The sequence below is a fragment of the Microcystis sp. M179S2 genome, from assembly GCF_020245805.1.
Classification (GTDB): domain Bacteria; phylum Cyanobacteriota; class Cyanobacteriia; order Cyanobacteriales; family Microcystaceae; genus Microcystis; species Microcystis aeruginosa.
This window is the reverse complement of record NZ_JADBUE010000246.1, coordinates 1-21,554: the sequence shown is the minus strand read 5'-3', so window position 1 is coordinate 21,554 and position 21,554 is coordinate 1. Positions and strand designations below refer to the sequence as shown.

The following is a 21,554-nucleotide window of genomic DNA, read 5'->3' as shown; positions in this document are numbered from 1 at the left end:
TAATTCTTGGGCTGCCCATTTCTCCATTTTTTTGCTTACCTCCACCTTAATTCCTTCTTTCAAAACTATACCTATCAATCGTTTCCCCTTTTTTTAAGTTTCTTCTCTTTTTGTTAAGAAAGATCTGACTAATGGATAGCGACATCGAGGGGGCAGGTGGGGTGTGGGCTGTGGGGTTTTACCGCTTCTGACTCTATCTATTAGGGAGATAGATTTTGAGAGGGTTATCAGCTGCAATCAAGACATGAAGCTAGTTGAACGCCATATCATCACCAAATGCCATCCTTGCTGGTCAGAAATTGACCGAGCTGCTTTTTTGTCAAAAAAGCTCTTCAATCTAGCTAATTACCACTATCGCCAATATTTCTTGGTTGAACACAAGAAATTAAATTTTAATCAACTCTATCACCAAGTAGCTCAAAGTTCTGATTATTTAGCTTTACCAACTAAGGTAGCCAAACAGATAATCAGAAGGTTGGATAAAGCACCGTGTCAATAGTTTTCTTATCTGTGAAAGTTATTTTCTTTCTATCATCCGATAATTTCCCACCAGAGTGTTTATAATCTACAGAACGATTATTTTTGGGGAATTTAGGATAACCTTTTTTACCTTTTACCTTTTATCATACCAAATCCGTTTTTAATAGTGTGATTAACTTCCAAGTTATGGATTGTTTCTCCCCGCTCCCTGCTCTCCTGTACTTTTTAAACAAGATTTAGTATCACTATAGGTGGGAGAGAGTCACAAATATAAGAGGAATCTAAAAAATGAGTCTAAAACTTTACTTTTTGCGTCATGGCGAAACCACAGCCAGTCAAACGGGTAGTTTTTGCGGTCGATTAGACTTGCAACTAACCCCAGCTGGCGATGAAATGGCCAAGGATTTCGCCCTTGCCTATCGAGATGTGCCTTGGACAGGGATCTATTCTAGTCCCCTCAAGCGCACCATGGCCACGGCCACCCCTTTAAGCGATCTCTTAGGTATTCCCATCCACAAACGGGAAGGATTAAAAGAGATTGCCTACGGCCAATGGGAGGGAAAAACCGCAGCCGAGGTTAATCGGGAGTTTCATGATGATTATGTGCGCTGGTTAGCAGATCCGGGCTGGAATTCTCCCACAGGGGGCGAAAAAGGCATCGATATCGCTCGCCGCAGTTCGGAAGTATTAGAGGAAATCGACCATAATCACGATGATGGCCATATTTTGATCGTTTCCCATAAAGCAACGATCCGAATCATGTTATGTTCTCTTTTAGGCATTGATATCGGCCGTTATCGCGATCGAATTGCCATGCCCGTGGCCTCGGTGACGATCGTCGAATTAGCCGAACACGGTCCCCTCTTTCAAGTCATGGGCGATCGCTCTTACCTCCGCAATGACCTGCGCTCGCGAGCGGGAACCTAACCAGTCAACAGTAACCAGGGAAGCCCCGAATTTGGTCTCCTGAAAAACTATGTGCTTGATGTTATATTTTCTACGACACGGACAAACGGCCTATAGCAAAACGGGAGGATACTGTGGTACTCCAGAAAATGACCCCGGTTTGACTGCCGAAGGCATCGAAATGGCCGAGGAATTCGCCGATGTCTATCGTTCTTTACCTTGGCGCGCGGCCTACGTCAGTCCCCTACAAAGAGCTATTCAAACCGCTAAACCCCTCTGTGAAGCGGTGGGACTAAAATTAGAAATCCGGCAGGGATTACAAGAGATCGGTTATGGTCTTTGGGAAGGTATGCACCCCAACGATATCGATCGTCAATATCATGATCTCTATGTACGCTGGTTGACGGATCCCGCTTGGAATGCTCCCCCCAACGGAGAAAGGGGGATCGATATCGCCCGTCGTTCGGCGGCCGTTTTGGAGGAAATTGAACACACCCACAGTGATGGCAATATCCTGATTGTTTCCCACAAGGCCACCATCCGGATCATGCTCTGTAGTCTGATGGGTATCGATGTGGGCCGTTATCGCGATCGGTTTGAAATGCCCGTGGCCGCCGTCAGTATCGTCGAATTAGGCAGTCGTGGCCCGCTTTTCCATGGCATCGGTTTACGTTCCCACCTCAGTGAGTACCTGCGTTCTCTCCCCTGCACCTAATCAGTTATCAGTGATCAGTGATCAGTTATCAGTGATCAGATGTGAGTTTTCAGGTCACTGATTACTGTTTACTGTTTACTGATCACTGAAAATACTCCCCACTTCCCATTTATGCCCAAAATCCATCACTTTGAGCTATTACCTTCCACTAATACTAAAGCGTGGCAATTATTAGAATCGGGGGAAAATCCGCCTTTTCTGGTGACTGCTCGTCAACAAAGTGCCGGGAGAGGACAATGGGGACGGGAGTGGATTTCTGAACCGGGAGGATTATATTTATCTTTGGCGTTAAATCTTGATTTAGAGGTGGATAAATCTGCCCATCTCGTTCTCGCTACAGTTTGGGGCATCGCTCATCACCTGAATTGTCAAGAAATACCCGTTAAAATCAAATGGCCGAACGATTTAGTCCTATTAGGGCGCAAACTAGCGGGAATTAACCTAGAAACCCGTATTCAGGGTCAAAACATCCCGCAAGCAGTCATCGGAGTGGGCATCAATTGGTCTAATCCTGTCCCCCCCACCGGTATTAATTTACAAGCTTTTACTGGCAATAAAATCACCTCGATCGCTCAATTAACCGATGTCACCAGCGATGCTATCCTATACGGCTATGAATATTACTGTAATCACGGCATAAAAGCCTTATTAGCCTCCTATTTAGAACTTTTTGCCAATTTTGGTCAAAAGATAGTTTTCAAGGGCTATCAGGGCATAATAACGGGGGTAAGCGATCGAGGGGAATTAAAAGTTAAACTAACCTCGGACAATGCCAGTAGCGAAATCTATCTACCGGCGGGTAGGGTCAGTCTCGGCTATAATTGAGTCTAAATATTTTTTTGACTAAACTGTGAGAAGTGAGGCCGCCCTATGTATCCTTCATCGGTGATATTGAAACTTTTTCTCGGAAAATCCTTAAAAAAGAAGCTGAGTTTATGCAGTGGTCTCGGTTTAGTGATTAGCGGTCTGCTCACTCTTGCTCCCAATGCGATCGCTAATTCCGAAACTGGCAGCGAAACCCCAGTGGTGGAAAATGCCGCCCCCACTCTGAAAGCCCCCGTTATCAAAGAAAATACTAATCCTGCCCCCCGTCTGGCTATCCCCGAAAACCATCAAACCGATATGCCTACCCTTGCCCCCCGGGCCGGCGGTAAAAATAATTTTATCGATACCAGAAACTTTAACCCCCCCAGTTCCGTTGTCGTCACTGAGCGCCGCAGTGGTTGCCAAACCATCGCCCAAAATGGTCAACTGGTAGGAGGTAGCTGTAATCTGGCGGCCCGGTCCCCCCGTCGTCAGCCGGTCAGCACTGTGGCCAAACCCTTACCCCCAGTTAATCTGGCCCGGGTGCGTCTCAATCCTAATCCAGCGGTGCGAGTAGGACGGCAGCCCCGAAATCAGCCGGTTATCGCTAATAATTCCCTGCGTCGTTATGCCCCCACTCTCGTGGCTTCTAGCTCCCCGGTACGTCTGGCCGCCCCGACGGTGATTCCCAGTCAGGTGGTAGCCCTCAATCCCCCGGAATGGAATGGCGTAAAATTGGCTTTGGCCCCGGTGACGCGCGCAGAAGTGGAAGCAATCAGCGAAGCGACCACCTATGAGCGGGCCACCCGTTTAAGTCCCACGGATTCTAACCAAACTCAACGCACGGATTTACTCTTTCCCCTCGCCCTTCCCGCCCAAATTACCTCGGTTTTTGGGTGGCGAAATCATCCAGTCAGCGGGAATCGGGCCATGCACGCGGGTACTGATTTAGGCGCACCGATGGGAACACCTGTATTAGCCGCCTACGCGGGGGAAGTGGCCACCGCCGACTGGTTAGGAGGTTACGGATTAACGGTGATTTTACGTCACCTCGATGGTAGTCAAGAATCTCGTTATGCCCACCTTTCGGAAATTACCGTCAAACCGGGAGAATGGGTGGAACAGGGCGCAGTTATCGGTCGTGTGGGTAGTACGGGACTTTCTACCGGTCCGCACCTACACTTTGAATGGCGACACCTAACCGAACAGGGTTGGACCGCCGTAGATGCCGGTTTACATCTAGAATTAGCCCTCGATAATCTGGTGCAGAGAATGCAAATGGCCGCAGCCACTGACTCTAATCAGAATTAATTGGTCTTGGCTGACAACCATAGCAGTTTTTGGAGCTTAAAAACGCATCGTTGAGCTTTTGCCCAATTGATGCGTTTTCATACATTCGCAGTCTTAAGTAGGGCTTGCTGAATAAATGTGAAATGTAGGCAAGGTAAGGGTTTTGTGGCTTTTCTCGCGAAACAGGTGCAAGATTTTGAGAGAATCGTGCTTCAAAACCTGGCATCTTGAGCGGCGCTCGCGTCCTGTAGGGGCGAAGCATTCGGGCAATAACCTATCGGTGAAACCGTAGATTTTCTATCCGAATGCTTCGCCCGTACTTTTTCAGCCAACCCTAAGTAGTTGGACAAAAATAAAGTTAACTGTGGGGTCAGGAGTCGGTCGTCGGTCGTCGGGAGACGGGATACACGCTAAGATACAAATAATAAACTTGAGAGAAGCACTTGATTAAATATGACTCTAACTGACGTTGAAGTAAATCCCTCGACTCCAGAAGATTTTTTAGATTCTGAAACATTAGTACAGGTCGATTTAATGCAGCAAAAGATTCAACAATATATACAAACCCTATCAGTAGAAAATTTAAAGATGATTCTAGAATTTGCCGCTTATTTGTCAGATAAAGAAAGTGAAAAGGCAACGCAAGAAATTAGAGCAATCCCGAATATTATGGAACATTTGAAAGAAGCTGAAATGGATTTACAATCAGGTTGCCTCATTGATTGGGAAAGCTGAGATGACTTATAAAGTCCGTTTGACAGCTAAAGCAAATAAAGTTTATTCTGAAGCGGATCCAATCTTAAAAAAGAAGATTGCTAAGTGTTTAAAACTCCTTCAAGAAACACCGAAGAATTATCCTCAAATTAAAGCATTAAAGGGAGAATTTGTCTAGAAGTATCGCTTCCGCGTTGGAGACTATCGGGTTATCTATACAGTTGATGATAGTCAGTCTCAAGTTATTGTCTTGCTGATTGAACATCGCAGTCAAGCTTACCGCCAATAAATAGGGTTTGCGGCAAAAAGTTTATTGTTGAAGTCAGTCAGGAAGCGGGAGTTTCAGGCTTTGTTGTCCTCTTTTTGCACTAATTTGTGTTCTATAAAAATGGTAATGCAAGGTTTTTGAAGCTCCCAATCCTCATAGTGTTAATATTCGCTAATCTCATCCAATTGGAAAGGCAAAATTTGAGAAAAAAAGTAGAAGTTAAGGAACGCGGAGCATTCGTTCTTCGATTTCTTGCCAGACGGTAGGGGAAATATTAACAGCCACTTTTTGGCAGTCGAGAATCAGGCGATTAATATAAAAATAATGCTTGTCTATTTCGCTAATTTCTTGGCGGGTGGATAAATTAAGTAATTCAGGCGTTAAATTAAAAGCAGTATTCGAGATTTTAAATAATTGATAAAAAAATTCTTGATGTTCTTTTCTAGTTGCTTTATCATCAGGAATAATTTGTTTTAAAGCTTCTAAATCAGCGATTAATTGGAAAAAATTAACCCTAGAAACAATTCGATACTGAGCAAATAATTTAACTAACCGGACAAACTCATGAATGAAGTTGAAGGTAAAGAGGATACCAGAGATGTTGTAGGCGATCTCGGGGGCGTAGGCGTAGGCGATGATGATGCTGTGGGTGATGGGGATGCCGATGAGGGTGCCGATGCCGATGACGTTGGGGATGACTTTGGCGTAGGCGATGAAGAGCCAATAGGCGAGCGCTCTTCTTCCTACAGGTTTAATCGGACTATCAACAGAATCTTTAGTCATCTCATCTGCCCATTGCAAAATCGGCACTAATTTTTGACCGAGGGGCGTTGTAAGATAATTATGGGCTTCTTTCTCCATTGCTAATAACAATTTATCGGCTTTCCCTCGCATCAAACCCGCCACTAACAAAAACACCTCTTGCCAACGAGTTTCTGTTACATAATTCTTAACTGCTTCTTCAATCAAATCATTATCATAGATATACTGAGCCGTGAGGTATTCCTGAAGGGTTAAATGAGAAAAAGAATAGATATCTCTCGCCCGCTCTACTAAAATTCCCTGTTCAATTTCAATGGTTTTTAATACTTTTTCTCCGTCCAGATGTTGCGGAGCATTTAAGTTTTGTTTAAGGTGATCTTTAATTTGCTTAACAACTTCTCGTTTTTCTAAAAAAAGTTTATCTGCTACAAAATTCTGATAAGCAATTTCAGATAGCAAAATTTCTTCTTGCTCAATACTGAGATTTTCATAAACTAAACCGCGATTAGGTAAACGTTTTTCGGCTGACCATTTTTCCAATAAAATTCGTAACGCATCTTGATAAAGGCGACTGCGATTTGTGGGAAAAGATTGATTTTCATCATAAACTAAACACAAAAAAGTCAACAATAACGGTGTATGGGCTAACTCTTTTGCACTTTTATACTCCTCCTTTTGCAACAGTTCCCAACAATTTTTAGCCGTCTCATTTTTGCGGTCTAATTCCGAACTAAACCAATGTTCAATAAAACTTTGAATTTGCTGATCATCAAATTCGACAATTTCAATATCGGTAAATTGTCGAAGATGAGTTCTAGCAGCAGTGCGACAGGAGAGAATAAAACGATTTTTATAATGCCTATCTACAAAATCTTGAATTTTCTCGATTACATTATAAACATTAGCTGTTGGCACTTCATCTAAACCATCTAATAAAATTAGTAATTCCCCTTTTTCTAGTTTATTGCTAATATTTTTTTCCACATTGGGAAAACCACAGATTTTAAACTCCTCTTCAATTAATGCCTGAATATTAATCTCGTTTTCTTTAAAGTTTTTCAACTCCAGTAAAACAGGTGTTAGAGGATGCTGATAACTGCCTTTATTTCCCTTGAGAGCTTCTAGCCCAACTTTTCGCAAAAATGTAGATTTACCAATGCCGGGATCACCAAGTACCATTAAATATTGTTCTTGATTAGCCAAAAGTAAACCATCTTTTTTACCATCATCCCTAAAGTTAAACCGTCGCTGCTTACTCTCACGATATTTATTTTCTAAATTTTCATCATAATAATCCCTGACTAAATTTCCTAAACATTTGACATTAACATAAATTGACTCCAAATCCATCGGCTTAGACATTTTTAAAACCTTAATCATGCCGTGCCGATCCCAGTAACGTTGAGGATATTTCCGCAAAAAACGATACTTTACCTCTCTAATAAGCTGCCCGACATCTTTATTCAATAACTCATTTTTCTTAATACCCTCCCACCCCGATTTAGTGATTTGGTCAATCAAACTCTTAGCCCCTGCCATTACAATGGTTGTTTCAATTCCTGTCATAACTTAACCCCTGTAAATCCTCTGAAGCTTAGTATAAGCCAGAAAGCGGTTTTCTCATCATCAACCCAGAAACCCACTTTCTCATCAACAACCCAGAAAGCGGGTTTCTCATCAACCCAGAAACCCACTTTCTTTAAGAAAGCGGGTTTCTAATCCTTAAGCCGCTAAACTGAGAATAGCTGCTTGTACTTGGCTCTCATTTCTCAGATTGTAAAATAATGCAAATTTATCTTGACTATAGTGCCACTACCCCCACTCATCCCCAAGTAATCGAGCGGGTTGCCACTATTCTCCAGCATCATTGGGGCAACCCCTCCAGTTTACACAGTTGGGGACAGGATACGGCAACAGTCATCGAAATGGCCAGAGAACAGGTAGCAGGGTTAATTAATGCCAATTCAGACCAGATTATCTTCACTTCTGGCGGCACGGCTATCAAGCTAAAATTGATCAGCCCCCCGGTAAACCGCCCAAGGCTGGTTCTAATGTTAAGGAGAAAAAATAAAAATTCTTGGGTGGGAAATGTGGCCGCATCTCATAATCCACTGATTATCTATTCCCCCTTTTGCCTGTTACCTATTCTAACTGATAACTGATCAACGATTACTGATAACTGAATATGGCTTATTCTCGCATTAAAAAACTAGCAAATTATCTACGTCCCCATTGGCAAATAGTAACTGGGGGGGTAGTTGCTCTGCTTATTGTTAATCTTTTGGGTGTTTATATACCGCTTTTAATCCGGGATAGCATCGATGATTTGAGTAAATCCTTTGACTTTCAAAAAATCATTTATTATCTGATTTTAATTGTCGCTTTAGCCTCGATTATGTGGTTTATCCGCATGATTTCCAGAGTATTGTTATTCGGGATCGGTCGTCAGGTAGAGTTCGAGCTTAAACAAAAAATCTTTCAGCATTTATTAACCCTTGAACCTGCCTATTTTTCTCGGCAAACTTCAGGAGATTTAATCAACCGTGCCACTAGCGATGTGGATAATATCCGTCGTCTGGTGGGTTTTGCTTTGCTCAGTTTGGCTAATACTTTTTTTGCCTATGGGTTAACTTTACCTGTAATGTTAGCGATTCATATTCCCCTTTCAATCGCCGCTATTTCTGTCTATCCTTTGATGTTAATTGCGGTGCAGTTATTTAGTGGTCGTCTGCAGCGGCAACAGAAAACAGTACAAGAAAAACTCTCGCATCTGAGCGATTTAATTCAAGAGGATATGAGTGGTATTACTCTGATTAAAATTTATGCCCAAGAAGGTAACGAGCGCCGAGCATTTAAGCAAAGAAATCGCAAATTATTACAGGCTAATTTAGATTTAGTCCAGACTCGTAATTTTCTTTTTCCCCTGATTGAAGCTTTGGCCTATGTCAGTTTATTGGCGTTGCTTGCTCTCGGTACTAGACAAATTATAGCGGGTAATATCACCATTGGGGACTTTATTGCTCTGTTAATTTTGGCAGAAAGATTAGTTTTTCCCACTGCTTTATTAGGTTTCACTATTACTGCCTACCAACAGGGAGAAGTGAGTATAGATCGCCTGGAAACTATCCTATTAGCCGAGGCTAAAATTAAAGACAATGCCGATTGTATTCACTTAAAAAATATTCAAGGAAAAATTACCGCCAAAGCCTTGACTTTTTTCTATCCTGATGCTAAGGAACCCGCCTTAAAATCTCTTTCTTTTACCATTAATCCGGGGGAAACGGTAGCGGTCGTCGGTGCGATCAGATCGGGAAAATCTACCCTTGCTAACGCTATTCCCCGTCTTTTGAATATTGCTGAGGGACAGTTATTTATTGATGATCAAGATGTCACTCAAATTGCCCTGGAAGAGCTGCGAAAAGCGATCGCTTATGTTCCCCAAGAAAGTTTTTTATTTAGTACCACTATTGAAGATAATATCCGTTATGGCGATCCGCTGCTGAATTTTTCGGCAGTGGAATCGGCGGCCAAACAAGCGAGAATTCAGGAGGAAATCGAGAATTTCCCGCAAAAATACGGAACTTTAGTGGGAGAACGTGGGATTACTCTTTCCGGGGGTCAACGTCAACGGGCCTCTTTAGCGCGCGCTTTAGCCATCCAAGCACCGATTTTAATCCTTGATGATGCCCTATCTAGCGTCGATAATCAAACGGCTACAGCTATTTTGGAAAATATCAGCCAAGAAAGCCAAAAAACCGTGATTTTTATCTCCCATCAATTATCGGCCGCTGCCACTGCCGATCGCATTTTTGTCATGGATCGCGGAGAAATTGTCCAGATAGGAACCCACGAGGAGTTAATCGCAGTCCCCGGAGTCTATCAAAATCTCTGGCAACAGCAGCAGTTAGAGTCTAAGGTTTTACATTAGCCGATAAAATAGGGAATCTGCCAATTATTGCCGGTTAGTCAGGGAATTTAACCCGGATTTTCTGGCTATTTTGTCGATGGTTTTACATTAGCCGATCAAATAGGGAATCTGCTAGTTATTGCCAGTTAGTAGGAGAATTTAAGAAGAATTTTCTGGCTATTTTGTCGATTTAATGGCAGTAAAAGCCAAGAATCTCACTCAACACTTTATAAAAATTTCTAGCCAATTTTTGTGTTATCTTGATTTCTCGTGGCACAGGTAATGTGCTAAAAACCTAAGAGAAGTCCACTTGTACCGAGAAATTCATGCTTAAAAATCTGACTAAAACCGCTCTTTTAGCCACCGTTACCCTGATCGGTATCCCCAGCGTCTTAATTCAGCCGACAATTGCCCAAATGTCTAGTCTAGGAGATGGTATCATCTGTACAGCAACTGGCAAAACCGCCCAAGGGGTAAAACTCTATGTTTATACTTCTGAAATTGATGACGACTCGATCGACAAAAAAGAACCGGTGACACTGACAATGGTTTCCCCGGTTAGTGATGTGGTGGAAGGGCAAATTTTGGTAGTTAACAAAGACGATAACACCGTAACGATTGATAATTTTGCTGCCGCAACTCCCCCGGAAATGCAGCCGGTAGGATTAGCTGTCACTACCTACCAAGGTAGAAATACTTTTAGCGGAAAAAGTCAAGCAGGAACACCGGTTAGTTTTACCCTAGAAAACAATCTTCGCACCATTAAAGTTAAGCATGGTGGTGATTCTTTCACGGGAGTCTGTCACTAAAACTACCCGAGGATGGGTTAAAAGTTTTGTTAGTCCTCTTTAACTTGAGCATCTCAAAAGCTGGTTGTTATATTAACCCAGCTTTTTGAATTATAATTAGTTATCTTTTAGCGACAATGAACAAGAATCAACTTTTAAGCGAACCTTTTTTACAATTACCCACCGAAACATCAATACAAGTGGTTTGGTTTACGGAATTTTTTGGCGCTCGTCCTCAGGTGCGCTACGGGGAAAAACTAGAGAAAATGGTCCCCGCTCGCACTAGCAAATTAACTAGAGTTAGAGAAGATGCTAAATCGAGAACTCTTGAAGCTTATCCATCTTTAACCGAGCGAGAAATCTGGCGACATCAGGCCGAAATTACTGATTTAAATCCCGGGGAAAGGATTCCCTATCAAGTCACCATTTTTCAGGAAAATACAGCGATTAGAAGTGATATTTATACCCTTACCCCAAGACCAAAAAAAGGAACTAATCTCAAAATTCTGCTCACTTCCGATCATCAATTAATGCCCATGACTGCCGCTAATTTGCAAAAAGTTAGCGAAACTATTGGACAGATAGATGCAGTTTTTTTAGCAGGAGATTTAGTTAATATACCCGATCGAGCTTCCGAATGGTTTGATGATAGTCGCGGTGGGGCATTCTTTCCCTGTTTACAAGGTCGTGCTAATTATACTCTTACAAAGAATGGTATTCAGACTATTTATAAAGGGGGAGAAATTATTCAAAATGCACCCTTATTTACTGCCATTGGTAATCATGAAGTTATGGGCAGATTTTCTAATTCCAGAGGTTTAAATGAACAGTTTGAAGATGCTATACCTCAATTTATTGCTAAACAACTAGCAGAGGATACAGCAGTAATTAATGAAAACTGGTTAAAAAATAATGCTTTCAACACAGAAACCTACGAAGAAATTTTTTCTTTGCCTCAAAATAAATATTATTCTCTAACCTTTGGCGATATTCGTTTAGTGGTTTTATATGTTACTAATATCTGGAGAAATCCCAATTTAGAACCCAGTGCAAGGGGAAGATATTACGAAAATCAAAGAGATTTAGATCGACCCGACCGCTGGGGTTACGGTCAGCATATTTTTGAGCCAATTGCTCAGGGTAGTCCTCAATATCAATGGTTAGAAAAAGAGTTAAATAGTCGAGAATTTCAAGAGGCTAAATATAAAGTAGTTATGTTTCATCATCCTCCCCATACCCTAGGGGTCAATATCGTTCCACCCTACACCAATCCCGTGCCGAAAATTCAACGGGATACCACGGGAAAAGTTACATCAGTACGTTATGATTATCCCCAAGAAAATGATTATATTATTCGTGATCTAATTCCCTTATTAGAATCAGCCAAGGTTAATTTGGTTTTTTATGGTCATTCTCATTTATGGAATCGTTTTCTTGGTCCTAAGGGTATGAATTTTCTCGAATCTTCTAACGTTGGCAATAGTTATAGTGCTTATTTAGGTGATAAAAAACGTCCTGTACCCCTCGATAGAAATTATGCAGCCATCGGTAATCCTAATGGATTACAAGCAATTATCCCGAATATTGCTCCTCTAGTGGATTGGGTTAATCAACCTTTACCCTATATTGCCAGTAATGATCTGACGGTTTTTAGCATTTTAGATACAGAAAAAGGAACCGTGAGCAGTTATCGTTTTGATACTCGTTATCCTGACTCCGAGGTAATTAAATTTGATGAATTTGACCTTTTTAGCATAGGTGAAGTATAATAAAATTAAAAAGTGCTGGTTAAATAGATTCTCTTGGGGTTAATTGTATGACTACTGTTACTAGCAATGATATTCAAGAATTGAAAGACTTACTCTCGGCAATGCGACAGGAAAACCGCGAGCAGATGATTTCCCTGCGAGAAGAAACCCGCGAGCAAATGATTTCCCTGCGAGAAGAAACCCGCGAGCAAATAAGCTCCCTGCGAGAAGAAACCCGCGAGCAAATGACTTCCCTGCGAGAAGAAACCCGCGAGCAAATTGATACGCTAAAGGAAGATAATCGCAAACAACTAGAAACCCTGAGAGAAGAAAATAACAAGCAATTTGTTAACCTACACAAAGAAATAACGGAAGTGAAAATTATAACGGCTAAAATTGAAGGAACAATTCAATCCCAAGCAGTATTAACCCAAAAAATTCCCGATTTAATCGAGAAAGTTGGGGAATTAAAAAACTGGAAACAAATAGCTATTGTCGCTATCACTGCTTTTACCAGTGCCACAATTACTTGGTTTATTCGAGGAGGAAATTTGAAACCTTAAAGTCTGGCATTTTTCTCAATTCCTAATTGGTGCATTTCCAGAATAATCGGTTTCAGGGTTTCTCCGAAAGCGGTTAAAGAATATTCAACTTTAGGAGGAATTTCTGGATAAACTTCTCGGTGAATCAGTCCATCTAACTCTAATTCCCTCAGTTGTTGGGTGAGAACTTTTTGACTAATGGGACTTAAACAAATTTTAAGCCCAAACAAAGCCGAAACTGGCTTGATAAGCGGCAAACACATCCTGATTCTCGGTCAGCCACCTAAAGAAACGAAAAGACATCGCTGTCCGAAAAGCTTCCAAAGCTTCCACAAAAGTGTTTAAAGGTCGATTCGTCCACCGCCTTTGCAGTCCCCCAGTTAACTTATGCCACAGGATAAATGTATAGGCACAAAACACCAAGATAAAATAAAGTGATGTAATCGGTTATAAACTACTCCGACGGCATTATTGGCCATTTGAGGGAGGTTTTTCCTCTCACTTTCCCCTAATAATCCTCCTAAATACTGTCTGAACCCATTTTTTTGCGCTTCGCTCTTGAAGCAGTTGTCAAAACGTCCACACCATCGGTGAAAGCAGGGAGGCATCGCGACTGGGGTTGTCTCTTTCATCGCTGCTCTCTCAACGTCAAGTGCTTACTCTATAACGATTATGCTCTATTATACTCTTGTTGATCGTTTAAGTTTCACTAGGATAAATTGATCTCTAATAACCCCGGTGGTGGCGCAATCTCGATGCGTGCCGCTTTCAGATCCACCAGTGGAACAATTTCTTTGACAAAGGGGACCAGGGCCGTGGCCTCTGAGTCGGAGGATGGACTTTTTTTCTTGACGGAAGCTAGATTTGCTTCTAGTTGCACTGCTAAAATGTCATTACCCGCCCACAAAATATCTACTACAACCCCGATTTTTTCTCCTGTCAGGTGATGATAAACTTCTAAGTTTACTAGCTCACTAACATGATATTCATCCGCTTTTAGGCGAGGTTTTTCTAGTTTATTCGCCCATAATTTATATCCGCGCAAAGCTTCGGCCTGTTCCCGATTTTCAACCCCCTCTAACTTGATAACATAAACATTTTTGCCCGGTAGCTCACGTCCCCTGAGCAGAGTAATTTCTCGGATTTCTCCCCCCTGGGGTCCTTGTATTCCCCTCATCCCTCGCTTCTGAAAACGTTCGGGAAAATCTGATACCGATAAAACTCGCAATTCTCCCTCCAGTCCCTGGGGTGCTACTATTGTCCCAATTTCTAGCCAATTTTCTTCCATTGTCTCGATATTTTTTGCTATAGCTTTCCCTAGTATATAGCCTTTTTTGTCTCGCTCCTAGATTTTAAAAGTCTTGGTAAGCTAAAATTTTTAGTTGACCTCTACTCCTGACCATTTTTTGACTTTTTACTGGTGACTTTTTACTGAATTATGACTATTTGGCAAGCGGATTTTTATAAATCTTCATCTTCTTCCCCTCTTGGCACAGTCTGGCAATTGTTAATTTCCGATCCTCTCGGTCATCTTATCTATGAAAATTCCTGTCCCCAATCCCAAGCTAATAGCGACTGGTTAACCCAACAGTTACAGCAAGCTTGTCAAGTCTCCTCCCCAGAAATTATCCAAGTTTTTCGCCCCCAATGCGCCAATTTATTTCTCCTCGCTGGTCAGAATTTACAGATCAAAATCCAGTTAACCCGTCACGTTAACGCCCTGAAAAAACAGCTAGAATTGCGGCAAATCCCCATAAATATCGACTCTCCTCCACCACAACCCGTACCCGACCAATTTTTAGGTCAAGAGTGGCGTTTTGCTCGTTTTCCCGCCGTTGATTTAGTTGACTTTTTTGGCGATCGCCGAATACCGATTCTTTCCCTACCAGAGGCCTTTTACCCTTTAAAACTAGGTTTAGCCTCCACTTTAATGATCCCCGGTGTGGTTATTACCGGTGGTAAAAAATCTCTGGCGATCGCTCGTTGGTTAGGGGAAATTAACCCGGTATTTATCGATCATATTCCCACAGAAACGGGGCGATCGGGCGGTTTAGTCTTGGAATCGGGTCTAAATGAGCGTTGGATTTTCCTGACCTACGAAGATGAAGAAGTGGCCCAGGCAGCCAATGCTTATCAAGCAACCAAAGAGGAAAGCCAAGGTTTGCACTTTCTTCTCATACAACCAGACGATTCCAGTCGCACTTTTACCGGCTTTTGGCTACTGAAGCAGGTTTAACCCCCAAGCTGTCCCCAAGAGGCAGAGAATGCCAGCTAAACCCGCTAAAGGTTGGTTATATATACCTTTAACCCAAGCTAACCCAGAATCGCTGTAAGACATCAATTCGGCACTGTCTAGCAAGGCCAATCCCCATACCCAACCGCCATGAAGTCCCCAAGCTAATCCTAAACTACCATGATCGATCGCCCGCGCCCAGACCAGAACCATCCCCATCAGAAATAAACCGGGTAGTTGCGGCAGCGTTTGCTGACGTTCCCAAAGCAGATGCAGCAGGGCAAAAATTAGGCTAGAAATGGCTCCCGCCACCCAAAAACCGTATTCTTGGCTTAATTGGCTCCAAAAGATGCCCCGAAAGATTAATTCCTCGGTAATACCCACCCAGAGGGCCACTATCAACAGGGGTAAACTCAAGGCAAAAGCGCGAGTGAGGTTTTTGGGCTGCCAATGTACCCAGGCCAAAATCCCCTCCAGAAAAAAAATTATCCCTAATCCCACCACTGCCAGGATTAATCCTTTGCTTAGGGAGATAAATAGGGAAAATGACCAAATTAATCCGTAATTATGGAGGCTGCTCCCCTCTATCTTCAATAATCCCCAGATAACTAAGGGAGCCAAAACGTAAAGAGAGGCCACCAGTGGCAATTTTTGGTCAGGTTTTGTCCCTTGCAGCGGTTGCCATCCCAAACGACTCCCTAAAACAATGGCAATGGGCAGCCAGAGAATTAACCAGACTAACAGGAAAATAATAATTTTTATTAAGGCAGCAATGTCCATTGTCAATTAGGTGTTATGGAAGTAGCGGTTGGGGTTTTGGGGTTTTGGGGTTTTGGGGTTTTGGGGTATTAGTTGAAATTTCCCTATCCCCCCATTTCCCTACCCCCTACCCCTAACACCCATAAAACAAACCCTCTAGGGACAGAACAATTGTGGAACTTTGCTCTGGAAAAGCCTAGCTCCAACAAAAATCCATCCCTAGGGGGTTGCGAAAAAGAAGAAAAAGTGCTTAAGGAAAACCCCTCGAGTTGATGAAAGAGGCGGTCAGGGGTTAGAATTAGGGATAAGAATCTATATTGTCTTTTTGGTCGGTCTTGTCAAAACTAGCCCTTTTGACTGCCGATTTTTTTTATCCTTATCCCTACTCCGTAACCTATTTAAGCTTCTACTGGTTCTTCTGATTCCATTTGTTTGAGGTGGATGTGCTTGTAGCCAAGTTTGATTTCAAATTCATCGCCGGGCTGCAAGTTCATTTGTTCGGTATAGGTGGAACCGATGACGATTTGACCATTTTTGTGGACACTAACCCGGAAAGTGGGTTCGCGGCCGCGGCCATCTTTAGTGCCTTCGGGATCGAGAGGAACCCCTTTTGCACCCAAAACAGCATCGTAAAAGTCGGTTAAATTGACCCGAACTTGACCATCTTTACTTTGGGAGTAGTAACCACAACGTTTTGCCGTTTCGCGACGGGGTAAGTGGGCCAACTCTTTGACTTTTTGAAGTAGAGCTTTCCCTGTTAGGGGAGTAGGAGAGATATCATTCATGGTACTTTTAAATGTCCCTTGATTTTTGACTGACTGTCAATTAAGTTTACACTGACAAATTGATCATACCAAAAATCTTGCCAAAAATGTCTAGAGGGGAATAATAAATTTTTTAAAACTGATGGTTCTGTGATGACAATCGTGCTAAGAAGACCCCAGACTAGGTAGTAAGTGTAAACCTTGTGGGGGAGAGGAAATTTTTGGTCAAGACTCTCGCAATTTTTGGTCGAGTGCGAGGAAAACAGGGGGGAGAAAGTGAGGACATAAAACCGATCAAGCTATACCTAGCAAGGAATTGAGAAACTATACTTGTGGTTGGAGTTGGCAAAAAACTAATGACCCAGAGCAGTAAATCCAGGGTGATTAAACTGTTTTCGAGCGACTTGCCCATCTATGATTAGGTCTAGATACCCACCCCTTGGCTGAACCGACCGGGGAAAATCTTAAGGATTAATTACCATTACTAGCTCCCCTTTGGCCCGTTAACATCGATTATCCTGAGTATTAGGAGTCCCTCATCCCCGTGCCGAGTATGGAAGTTTCTTTTAAAATTCTGCGTCAACGACCCAACGACACCCCTTACCTAGAAAATTTTACCCTAGAGGTGGAGGCGGGAAATACAATTCTCGACTGCCTTAATCGCATCAAATGGGAACTTGATGGAACTTTGGCCTTTCGTAAAAATTGCCGCAATACAATTTGTGGCAGCTGTGCGATGAAAATTAACGGTCGTTCGGCCTTGGCTTGTCAAAAAAATATCGCCAGTGAATTAAACCATTGTAGCCAAAAAGATGCCGGAGAAATTCCCGAAATCACGATCGCACCCCTGGGTAATTTACCGATTATCCTGGATTTAATCGTCAATATGCAACCGTTTTGGGACGATTTAGAAAGAGTTGAACCTTATATCAGTAGTCAAGCACGCACCATTCCCGAACGAGAATTTCTGCAAACTCCAGAAGAAAGAGCCAATCTCAATCAGATGGGTAACTGCATTATGTGCGGGGCCTGTTATTCGGAATGTAATGCTAAGCAAGTGAATCCCGATTTTGTCGGTCCCCACGCTTTAGCAAAAGCGCAGCGCACCCTAGCAGATTCCCGCGATGGTAATCAGGAAAGTCGCCTAGAACTTTATCATCAAGGCACCGCCGGGGTTTGGGGTTGTACCCGTTGCTATTTCTGTAATGCGGTTTGTCCCATGGAAGTGGCCCCCATGGATCAAATCGGTAAAATTAAACAGGAAATACTCGCTCGCAAGTCGGACGATAGTAGTCGTCCCATTCGTCACCGGAAAGTTTTAGTGGAATTAGTCAAAGCAGGGGGATGGGTTGATGAACGCAAATTCGGCCTCTATGTGCTGGGCAATTATTGGCGCGATTTACAGGGTTTATTAAGTATTGCCCCCCTGGGATTGCGGATGATTGCTAAGGGTAAATTTCCCACTTCCTTTGAAGCTTCCGAGGGAACCGAGGAGGTGAGAGGTTTAATTACTGCCATTCAAAATTCTCGCTCTTGATCACCCTCGATAGTTAGAGTAATTTTGAGATGATTATGATCTATATTCTATTTGACTGGAGAACCCCTTATCATGTTCGATCGAGATAGTATCCGTGGTTTTTCTGCCCTAATCACCCTTGTGGGAGTCGCTTCTAGTTTGGGTTTTAGCTTCAACGCACCGGCTTTCTCCCAAGCTACCTCTAACAATTTACCATTACTCTTAGCCCAAAAAAGCGAAAAGGTGCGAGTAGCGGTTTTAGACTTCGATTATAGCGGTCTCAGTAATCCCCAGTGGCTAACATTTCTCAATGGTGGAGCCAGTGGTGTCAGTGATATTCTCGTCAATAAATTGGTGGAAAGTGGTCGCTATACAGTCATTGAGCGCAGTCGCATTGATGCTGTCCTCAGAGAACAGAATTTGGGGGCTTCGGGACGGGTAGATGCCGCTACCGCCGCTCAAATCGGGCAAATTTTGGGGGTAGATGTGGTGATTATCGGTTCGATTACCCAATTCGATTTACAAAAAAAACAATCTGGTGGCTCGTTTATTATTTTTAGCACCGCCAAGACAGAAACCGATGCTTTTGTCAAGTTAAATGTCCGGGCAATTAATACCACCACGGCCGAAATTATTACCACCGCTCAGGGAGATGGTACTGCCAATCAATCCGATGGTTCAACCGTGGTTTTAGGGGTTGGGGGTGGTTCCCAAACCTCCAACGAAGGGAAATTACTCAGTATTGCCACGGATAAGGCAGTGGCGCAGGTGGTGGATAATCTCAATGATAAAGCCGACCAAATCGCCGCTACACCTCGCTCGCTCCCGACTGTCACCGCTTTAGTGGCTGCCGTGGCGGGAAATCAGGTAATTCTCAATAAAGGTACGGGAGAAGGCTATCGTGTCGGTTTACGCATTTCCATCGAACGGACGACTCAAACGGTCAAGGATCCGCAAACGGGTAAGGTTATCCGTCAGATTACTCAACCGATTGGCACTCTCGAAATTGTCGAAGCTGATGGTCAATCTAGCGTCGGTCGCATCATTACCGGTAATGGTTTTAAAGTCGGTGATTTAGCTAAACCCATTCGTTAGTTATGAATTATGAATTGGGGAAGTGGGGAGGTGGGGAGATCGGTAAACTTAAATCTGATAACTGATCACTGATAACTGATCACTGATCACTGATAACTGATCACTCACGAAAATTTGAAGTTATTTGACACTCCCGTTGCACTAAGCGCTTCGGGATTCTTAGTTCAACGAGTCCACTTAAATTAGATGCCTTGCGTTATCCAACCCAGAGGTGGTTCTCACGCTTGCGCGTTACTTTTCGTATGCCCTACGATAGTCCCCCTGGCCCCCCCGACGTCGGGGGGGGCCAGGGGGGGGGACAAAGTTTGCTTGAATTGAAACGTTAGCTTCAAATACTGCTTTGTCTATTTCCTGTAAAGATTTTACATCACGAGCAGGGGGAAACTAGAACTATTGAGTAGAACCCCATATCTTTAATTGTCAAGGTGCAGATAGCGTAGTGGTTAGACTACATGGGTTTTTAAAGCGGTTGATTACCCTATCCGCTCTACTTACATGGTAGCTATTTGGCCTGAGTAGGTCAAGACCCTTACAAGAAGAAGTTATTCGAGATTTTGTCAGGAGACTGGACGCTTATTTTTAATCGTGCTTCGTGTCACTGAGCCTTTACATTGAGCCTTTACATTGAGCCTGTCGAAATGTGTCGAAGTGCTGTTTTATATTGGCGCTTGGTTTCATCCCGTCGCTTTTAGGGACGGGATGAAACCCCGACATTTGAGATAAAATTTATAATCGGAATCCCTTGGATATTCCCTAGACCAGAGCGATTAACGAAAACTATCAAAAAATGATACAAGATCAAAAACCCACGGTGATCATTACTGGGACAACTTCTGGAGTCGGTCTCTACGCCGCTAAATCCCTTGCTCAAAGAGGTTGGTTTGTGGTTATGGCCTGTCGGGATATCCCGAAAATGGAACAGGCGGCCAAGGAATTGAACATTCCCCGGGATAACTACTGTATTGAATTTATCGACCTCGGTTCCCTCGATAGCGTCCGGCGCTTCGCTAAAAATTTCCGGGCCTTGGGCAGACCCCTAACCGCTTTAGTCTGCAATGCCGCTATCTATCTGCCTTTGCTCAAAGAACCCTTAAGAAGTCCCGACGGTTATGAATTGAGCATGGCCACCAATCATTTAGGTCATTTCCTGTTGTCAAATTTGCTCTTGGAAGATCTAAAAAATTCTCCCTCTCCCGACCGCCGTTTAGTCATTCTCGGCACTGTCACCCATAATCCCGATGAATTAGGCGGTAAAATTCCTCCTCGTCCCGATTTGGGCGATTTGGACGGGTTTGCCAAGGGTTTCAAAGAGCCGATTACTATGGCCGACGGCAAAAAATTTGAATCGGTCAAAGCCTACAAAGATAGTAAGGTGTGTAATGTTCTCACCATGCGGGAACTGCACAAACGCTATCACCAATCGACCGGAATCACTTTTACTTCCCTCTATCCGGGTTGTGTGGCCGATACACCCCTTTTCCGCAACCATTACCCCTTTTTCCAGCAGTTTTTCCCCTGGTTCCAGAAAAATATCACCGGTGGCTATGTTTCCCAAGAATTAGCCGGGGAAAGAGTCGCTATGGTGGTGGCTGACCCCGAATACCGTCAATCCGGTGCTTACTGGAGTTGGGGCAATCGTCAGAAAAAAGAGGGTAAATCCTTTGTTCAAAGGGTTTCTCCTCAAGCTCGCGACGATGAAAGAGGCGCAAAAATGTGGGAATACAGCGCTAAATTAGTCGGATTGGCCTAATTTCTGATTTTGAGACTAAAAAGGGACACAAGGTAACTTGTGTCCTTGTGGAAACGGGGAGTGCTGGGACAGGGAGAAACAGTCCATAACTGGGTTTTTAAAGTTTGATTGGCAGTTAATGATACTATTAAAAACCGATTTGTTATTATTCCGATTTGACTGCAAGCTTTTGCCAATCTTGACGGACAAGATTAGTGAACTTTCCTCAATAATCACTTGATCGGTCTTTTTCACACGAGGTAAGTAACTAGACACAATTAATTGCACATATCTAACCACCTCTTGCCTTTTGCCTCTTGCCTTTTGCCCATCCTAACCAAGAAGTTAATTTTGTCCCATTACTTATATCATGGCTATCATCTACGTTAAGTCTGGTGCGACAGGTAATAGACCTCTTGCAAAAATTTTTTATGGTATAATGGAGGGTTTATCTATTTCGTCTTTGAACTTCTAAATTTATGATCTTTCCACCATTATTTTTCCACAGATACGGTTAATCAACTCTCAATACAT

General features: G+C 43.0%; 18 protein-coding genes and 4 pseudogenes. 15 read left to right on the top strand and 7 right to left on the bottom strand.

All coding sequences use genetic code 11. The features are described from left to right. Positions 1-485: 485 nt before the first annotated feature. A pseudogene (locus tag IM500_RS15280) lies at positions 486-620 on the bottom strand (RNA-guided endonuclease TnpB family protein); the annotation flags it as partial. A gap of 148 nt (positions 621-768) precedes the next feature. Here IM500_RS15280 and IM500_RS15275 point away from each other — a divergent pair. From IM500_RS15275 to IM500_RS24545, 6 genes and pseudogenes are all read left to right on the top strand, one after another. Further along, the gene (locus IM500_RS15275; protein WP_190722056.1) at positions 769-1,407 is read left to right on the top strand and encodes a histidine phosphatase family protein; all 639 of its coding nucleotides are present in this window, start codon (positions 769-771) and stop codon (positions 1,405-1,407) included. Positions 1,408-1,456: 49 nt separating this feature from the next. After that, positions 1,457-2,101, top strand: coding sequence for a histidine phosphatase family protein (locus IM500_RS15270; RefSeq protein WP_002759710.1), 645 nt, complete (start codon positions 1,457-1,459; stop codon positions 2,099-2,101). 111 nt (positions 2,102-2,212) lie between these two features. Beyond that, a complete protein-coding gene (locus IM500_RS15265) occupies positions 2,213-2,926 on the top strand; it encodes a biotin--[acetyl-CoA-carboxylase] ligase (RefSeq protein ID WP_287738861.1) in 714 nt (237 codons plus the stop codon). Positions 2,927-2,971: 45 nt separating this feature from the next. Continuing rightward, positions 2,972-4,216 carry a M23 family metallopeptidase gene (locus IM500_RS15260; RefSeq protein WP_287738860.1) on the top strand — a complete coding sequence of 415 codons (1,245 nt, stop codon included), beginning with the start codon at positions 2,972-2,974 and terminating at the stop codon, positions 4,214-4,216. A 432-nt stretch (positions 4,217-4,648) separates the two neighbouring features. After that, complete coding sequence (locus IM500_RS15255) at positions 4,649-4,930, top strand: hypothetical protein (RefSeq protein ID WP_002787278.1); 282 nt, start codon at positions 4,649-4,651, stop codon at positions 4,928-4,930. Position 4,931: 1 nt separating this feature from the next. Beyond that, positions 4,932-5,198, top strand: a pseudogene (locus IM500_RS24545) (type II toxin-antitoxin system RelE family toxin). Between the two features lie 198 nt (positions 5,199-5,396). On the opposite strand, the gene IM500_RS15240 reads toward IM500_RS24545, so the two are convergent. Next, the gene (locus IM500_RS15240) at positions 5,397-7,505 is read right to left on the bottom strand and encodes an NACHT domain-containing protein (protein ID WP_190722062.1); all 2,109 of its coding nucleotides are present in this window, start codon (positions 7,503-7,505) and stop codon (positions 5,397-5,399) included. A gap of 218 nt (positions 7,506-7,723) precedes the next feature. On the opposite strand from IM500_RS15240, the pseudogene IM500_RS15235 reads away from it, so the two are divergent. The 5 genes and pseudogenes from IM500_RS15235 to IM500_RS15215 form a co-directional block, all read left to right on the top strand. Beyond that, positions 7,724-7,993: pseudogene (locus IM500_RS15235) on the top strand (aminotransferase class V-fold PLP-dependent enzyme); the annotation flags it as partial. A 131-nt stretch (positions 7,994-8,124) separates the two neighbouring features. Next, positions 8,125-9,867, top strand: a complete 1,743-nt coding sequence (locus tag IM500_RS15230) for an ABC transporter ATP-binding protein (RefSeq protein WP_190722066.1) — start codon at positions 8,125-8,127, stop codon at positions 9,865-9,867. Positions 9,868-10,172: 305 nt separating this feature from the next. Next, positions 10,173-10,655: a hypothetical protein gene (locus IM500_RS15225; protein WP_190357498.1), complete on the top strand. Its 483-nt coding sequence runs from the start codon at positions 10,173-10,175 to the stop codon at positions 10,653-10,655. A 116-nt stretch (positions 10,656-10,771) separates the two neighbouring features. Further along, positions 10,772-12,403: a purple acid phosphatase family protein gene (locus tag IM500_RS15220; protein ID WP_287738858.1), complete on the top strand. Its 1,632-nt coding sequence runs from the start codon at positions 10,772-10,774 to the stop codon at positions 12,401-12,403. A 47-nt stretch (positions 12,404-12,450) separates the two neighbouring features. Beyond that, positions 12,451-12,945, top strand: coding sequence for a hypothetical protein (locus tag IM500_RS15215; protein WP_287738857.1), 495 nt, complete (start codon positions 12,451-12,453; stop codon positions 12,943-12,945). Here IM500_RS15215 and IM500_RS15210 read toward each other — a convergent pair. The 3 genes and pseudogenes from IM500_RS15210 to rimM form a co-directional block, all read right to left on the bottom strand. Then, a complete protein-coding gene (locus IM500_RS15210; protein WP_269464993.1) occupies positions 12,942-13,154 on the bottom strand; it encodes a winged helix-turn-helix transcriptional regulator in 213 nt (70 codons plus the stop codon). The genes IM500_RS15215 and IM500_RS15210 overlap by 4 nt on opposite strands. Next, positions 13,141-13,356 (bottom strand): annotated as a pseudogene (locus IM500_RS24825) (IS701 family transposase); the annotation flags it as partial. The pseudogene IM500_RS24825 and the gene IM500_RS15210, both read right to left, overlap by 14 nt. A gap of 277 nt (positions 13,357-13,633) precedes the next feature. Further along, entirely contained in the window at positions 13,634-14,212 is a 579-nt protein-coding gene (gene rimM, locus IM500_RS15200; protein WP_190722070.1) for a ribosome maturation factor RimM, read from the bottom strand. Positions 14,213-14,362: 150 nt separating this feature from the next. On the opposite strand from rimM, the gene IM500_RS15195 reads away from it, so the two are divergent. Next, positions 14,363-15,160, top strand: a complete 798-nt coding sequence (locus IM500_RS15195) for a Tab2/Atab2 family RNA-binding protein (protein ID WP_190722073.1) — start codon at positions 14,363-14,365, stop codon at positions 15,158-15,160. Here the strand turns inward: IM500_RS15195 and IM500_RS15190 are convergent. Together IM500_RS15190 and IM500_RS15185 are read right to left on the bottom strand one after the other, a co-directional pair. Then, on the bottom strand, positions 15,143-15,937 hold the full coding sequence (locus IM500_RS15190; RefSeq protein WP_190722075.1) for a CPBP family intramembrane glutamic endopeptidase: 795 nt from the start codon (positions 15,935-15,937) through the stop codon (positions 15,143-15,145). The two genes, IM500_RS15195 and IM500_RS15190, sit on opposite strands and share 18 nt — an antisense overlap. A gap of 377 nt (positions 15,938-16,314) precedes the next feature. Continuing rightward, positions 16,315-16,701: an AbrB family transcriptional regulator gene (locus IM500_RS15185; RefSeq protein WP_147071252.1), complete on the bottom strand. Its 387-nt coding sequence runs from the start codon at positions 16,699-16,701 to the stop codon at positions 16,315-16,317. 532 nt (positions 16,702-17,233) lie between these two features. Here IM500_RS15185 and IM500_RS15180 point away from each other — a divergent pair. From IM500_RS15180 to IM500_RS15170, 3 genes are all read left to right on the top strand, one after another. Then, positions 17,234-18,217 (top strand): succinate dehydrogenase/fumarate reductase iron-sulfur subunit, encoded by a 984-nt coding sequence (locus IM500_RS15180; RefSeq protein WP_287738856.1) that lies wholly within the window; start codon positions 17,234-17,236, stop codon positions 18,215-18,217. 72 nt (positions 18,218-18,289) lie between these two features. Continuing rightward, complete coding sequence (locus IM500_RS15175; RefSeq protein WP_008202558.1) at positions 18,290-19,291, top strand: CsgG/HfaB family protein; 1,002 nt, start codon at positions 18,290-18,292, stop codon at positions 19,289-19,291. 787 nt (positions 19,292-20,078) lie between these two features. Next, a complete protein-coding gene (locus IM500_RS15170; protein ID WP_190722079.1) occupies positions 20,079-21,041 on the top strand; it encodes a protochlorophyllide reductase in 963 nt (320 codons plus the stop codon). The last annotated feature ends 513 nt before the right edge of the window (positions 21,042-21,554 follow it).

Excerpts from the sequence above, each read along its gene's own strand:
- IM500_RS15275 (WP_190722056.1), top strand. The coding sequence starts at position 769 with ATGAGTCTAAAACTTTACTTTTTGCGTCATGGCGAAACCACAGCCAGT.
- IM500_RS15270 (WP_002759710.1), top strand. The coding sequence starts at position 1,457 with ATGTGCTTGATGTTATATTTTCTACGACACGGACAAACGGCCTATAGC.
- IM500_RS15265 (WP_287738861.1), top strand. The coding sequence starts at position 2,213 with ATGCCCAAAATCCATCACTTTGAGCTATTACCTTCCACTAATACTAAA.
- IM500_RS15260 (WP_287738860.1), top strand. The coding sequence starts at position 2,972 with ATGTATCCTTCATCGGTGATATTGAAACTTTTTCTCGGAAAATCCTTA.
- IM500_RS15255 (WP_002787278.1), top strand. The coding sequence starts at position 4,649 with ATGACTCTAACTGACGTTGAAGTAAATCCCTCGACTCCAGAAGATTTT.
- IM500_RS15240 (WP_190722062.1), bottom strand. The coding sequence starts at position 7,505 with ATGACAGGAATTGAAACAACCATTGTAATGGCAGGGGCTAAGAGTTTG.
- IM500_RS15230 (WP_190722066.1), top strand. The coding sequence starts at position 8,125 with ATGGCTTATTCTCGCATTAAAAAACTAGCAAATTATCTACGTCCCCAT.
- IM500_RS15225 (WP_190357498.1), top strand. The coding sequence starts at position 10,173 with ATGCTTAAAAATCTGACTAAAACCGCTCTTTTAGCCACCGTTACCCTG.
- IM500_RS15220 (WP_287738858.1), top strand. The coding sequence starts at position 10,772 with ATGAACAAGAATCAACTTTTAAGCGAACCTTTTTTACAATTACCCACC.
- IM500_RS15215 (WP_287738857.1), top strand. The coding sequence starts at position 12,451 with ATGACTACTGTTACTAGCAATGATATTCAAGAATTGAAAGACTTACTC.
- rimM (WP_190722070.1), bottom strand. The coding sequence starts at position 14,212 with ATGGAAGAAAATTGGCTAGAAATTGGGACAATAGTAGCACCCCAGGGA.
- IM500_RS15195 (WP_190722073.1), top strand. The coding sequence starts at position 14,363 with ATGACTATTTGGCAAGCGGATTTTTATAAATCTTCATCTTCTTCCCCT.
- IM500_RS15190 (WP_190722075.1), bottom strand. The coding sequence starts at position 15,937 with ATGGACATTGCTGCCTTAATAAAAATTATTATTTTCCTGTTAGTCTGG.
- IM500_RS15185 (WP_147071252.1), bottom strand. The coding sequence starts at position 16,701 with ATGAATGATATCTCTCCTACTCCCCTAACAGGGAAAGCTCTACTTCAA.
- IM500_RS15180 (WP_287738856.1), top strand. The coding sequence starts at position 17,234 with ATGGAAGTTTCTTTTAAAATTCTGCGTCAACGACCCAACGACACCCCT.
- IM500_RS15175 (WP_008202558.1), top strand. The coding sequence starts at position 18,290 with ATGTTCGATCGAGATAGTATCCGTGGTTTTTCTGCCCTAATCACCCTT.
- IM500_RS15170 (WP_190722079.1), top strand. The coding sequence starts at position 20,079 with ATGATACAAGATCAAAAACCCACGGTGATCATTACTGGGACAACTTCT.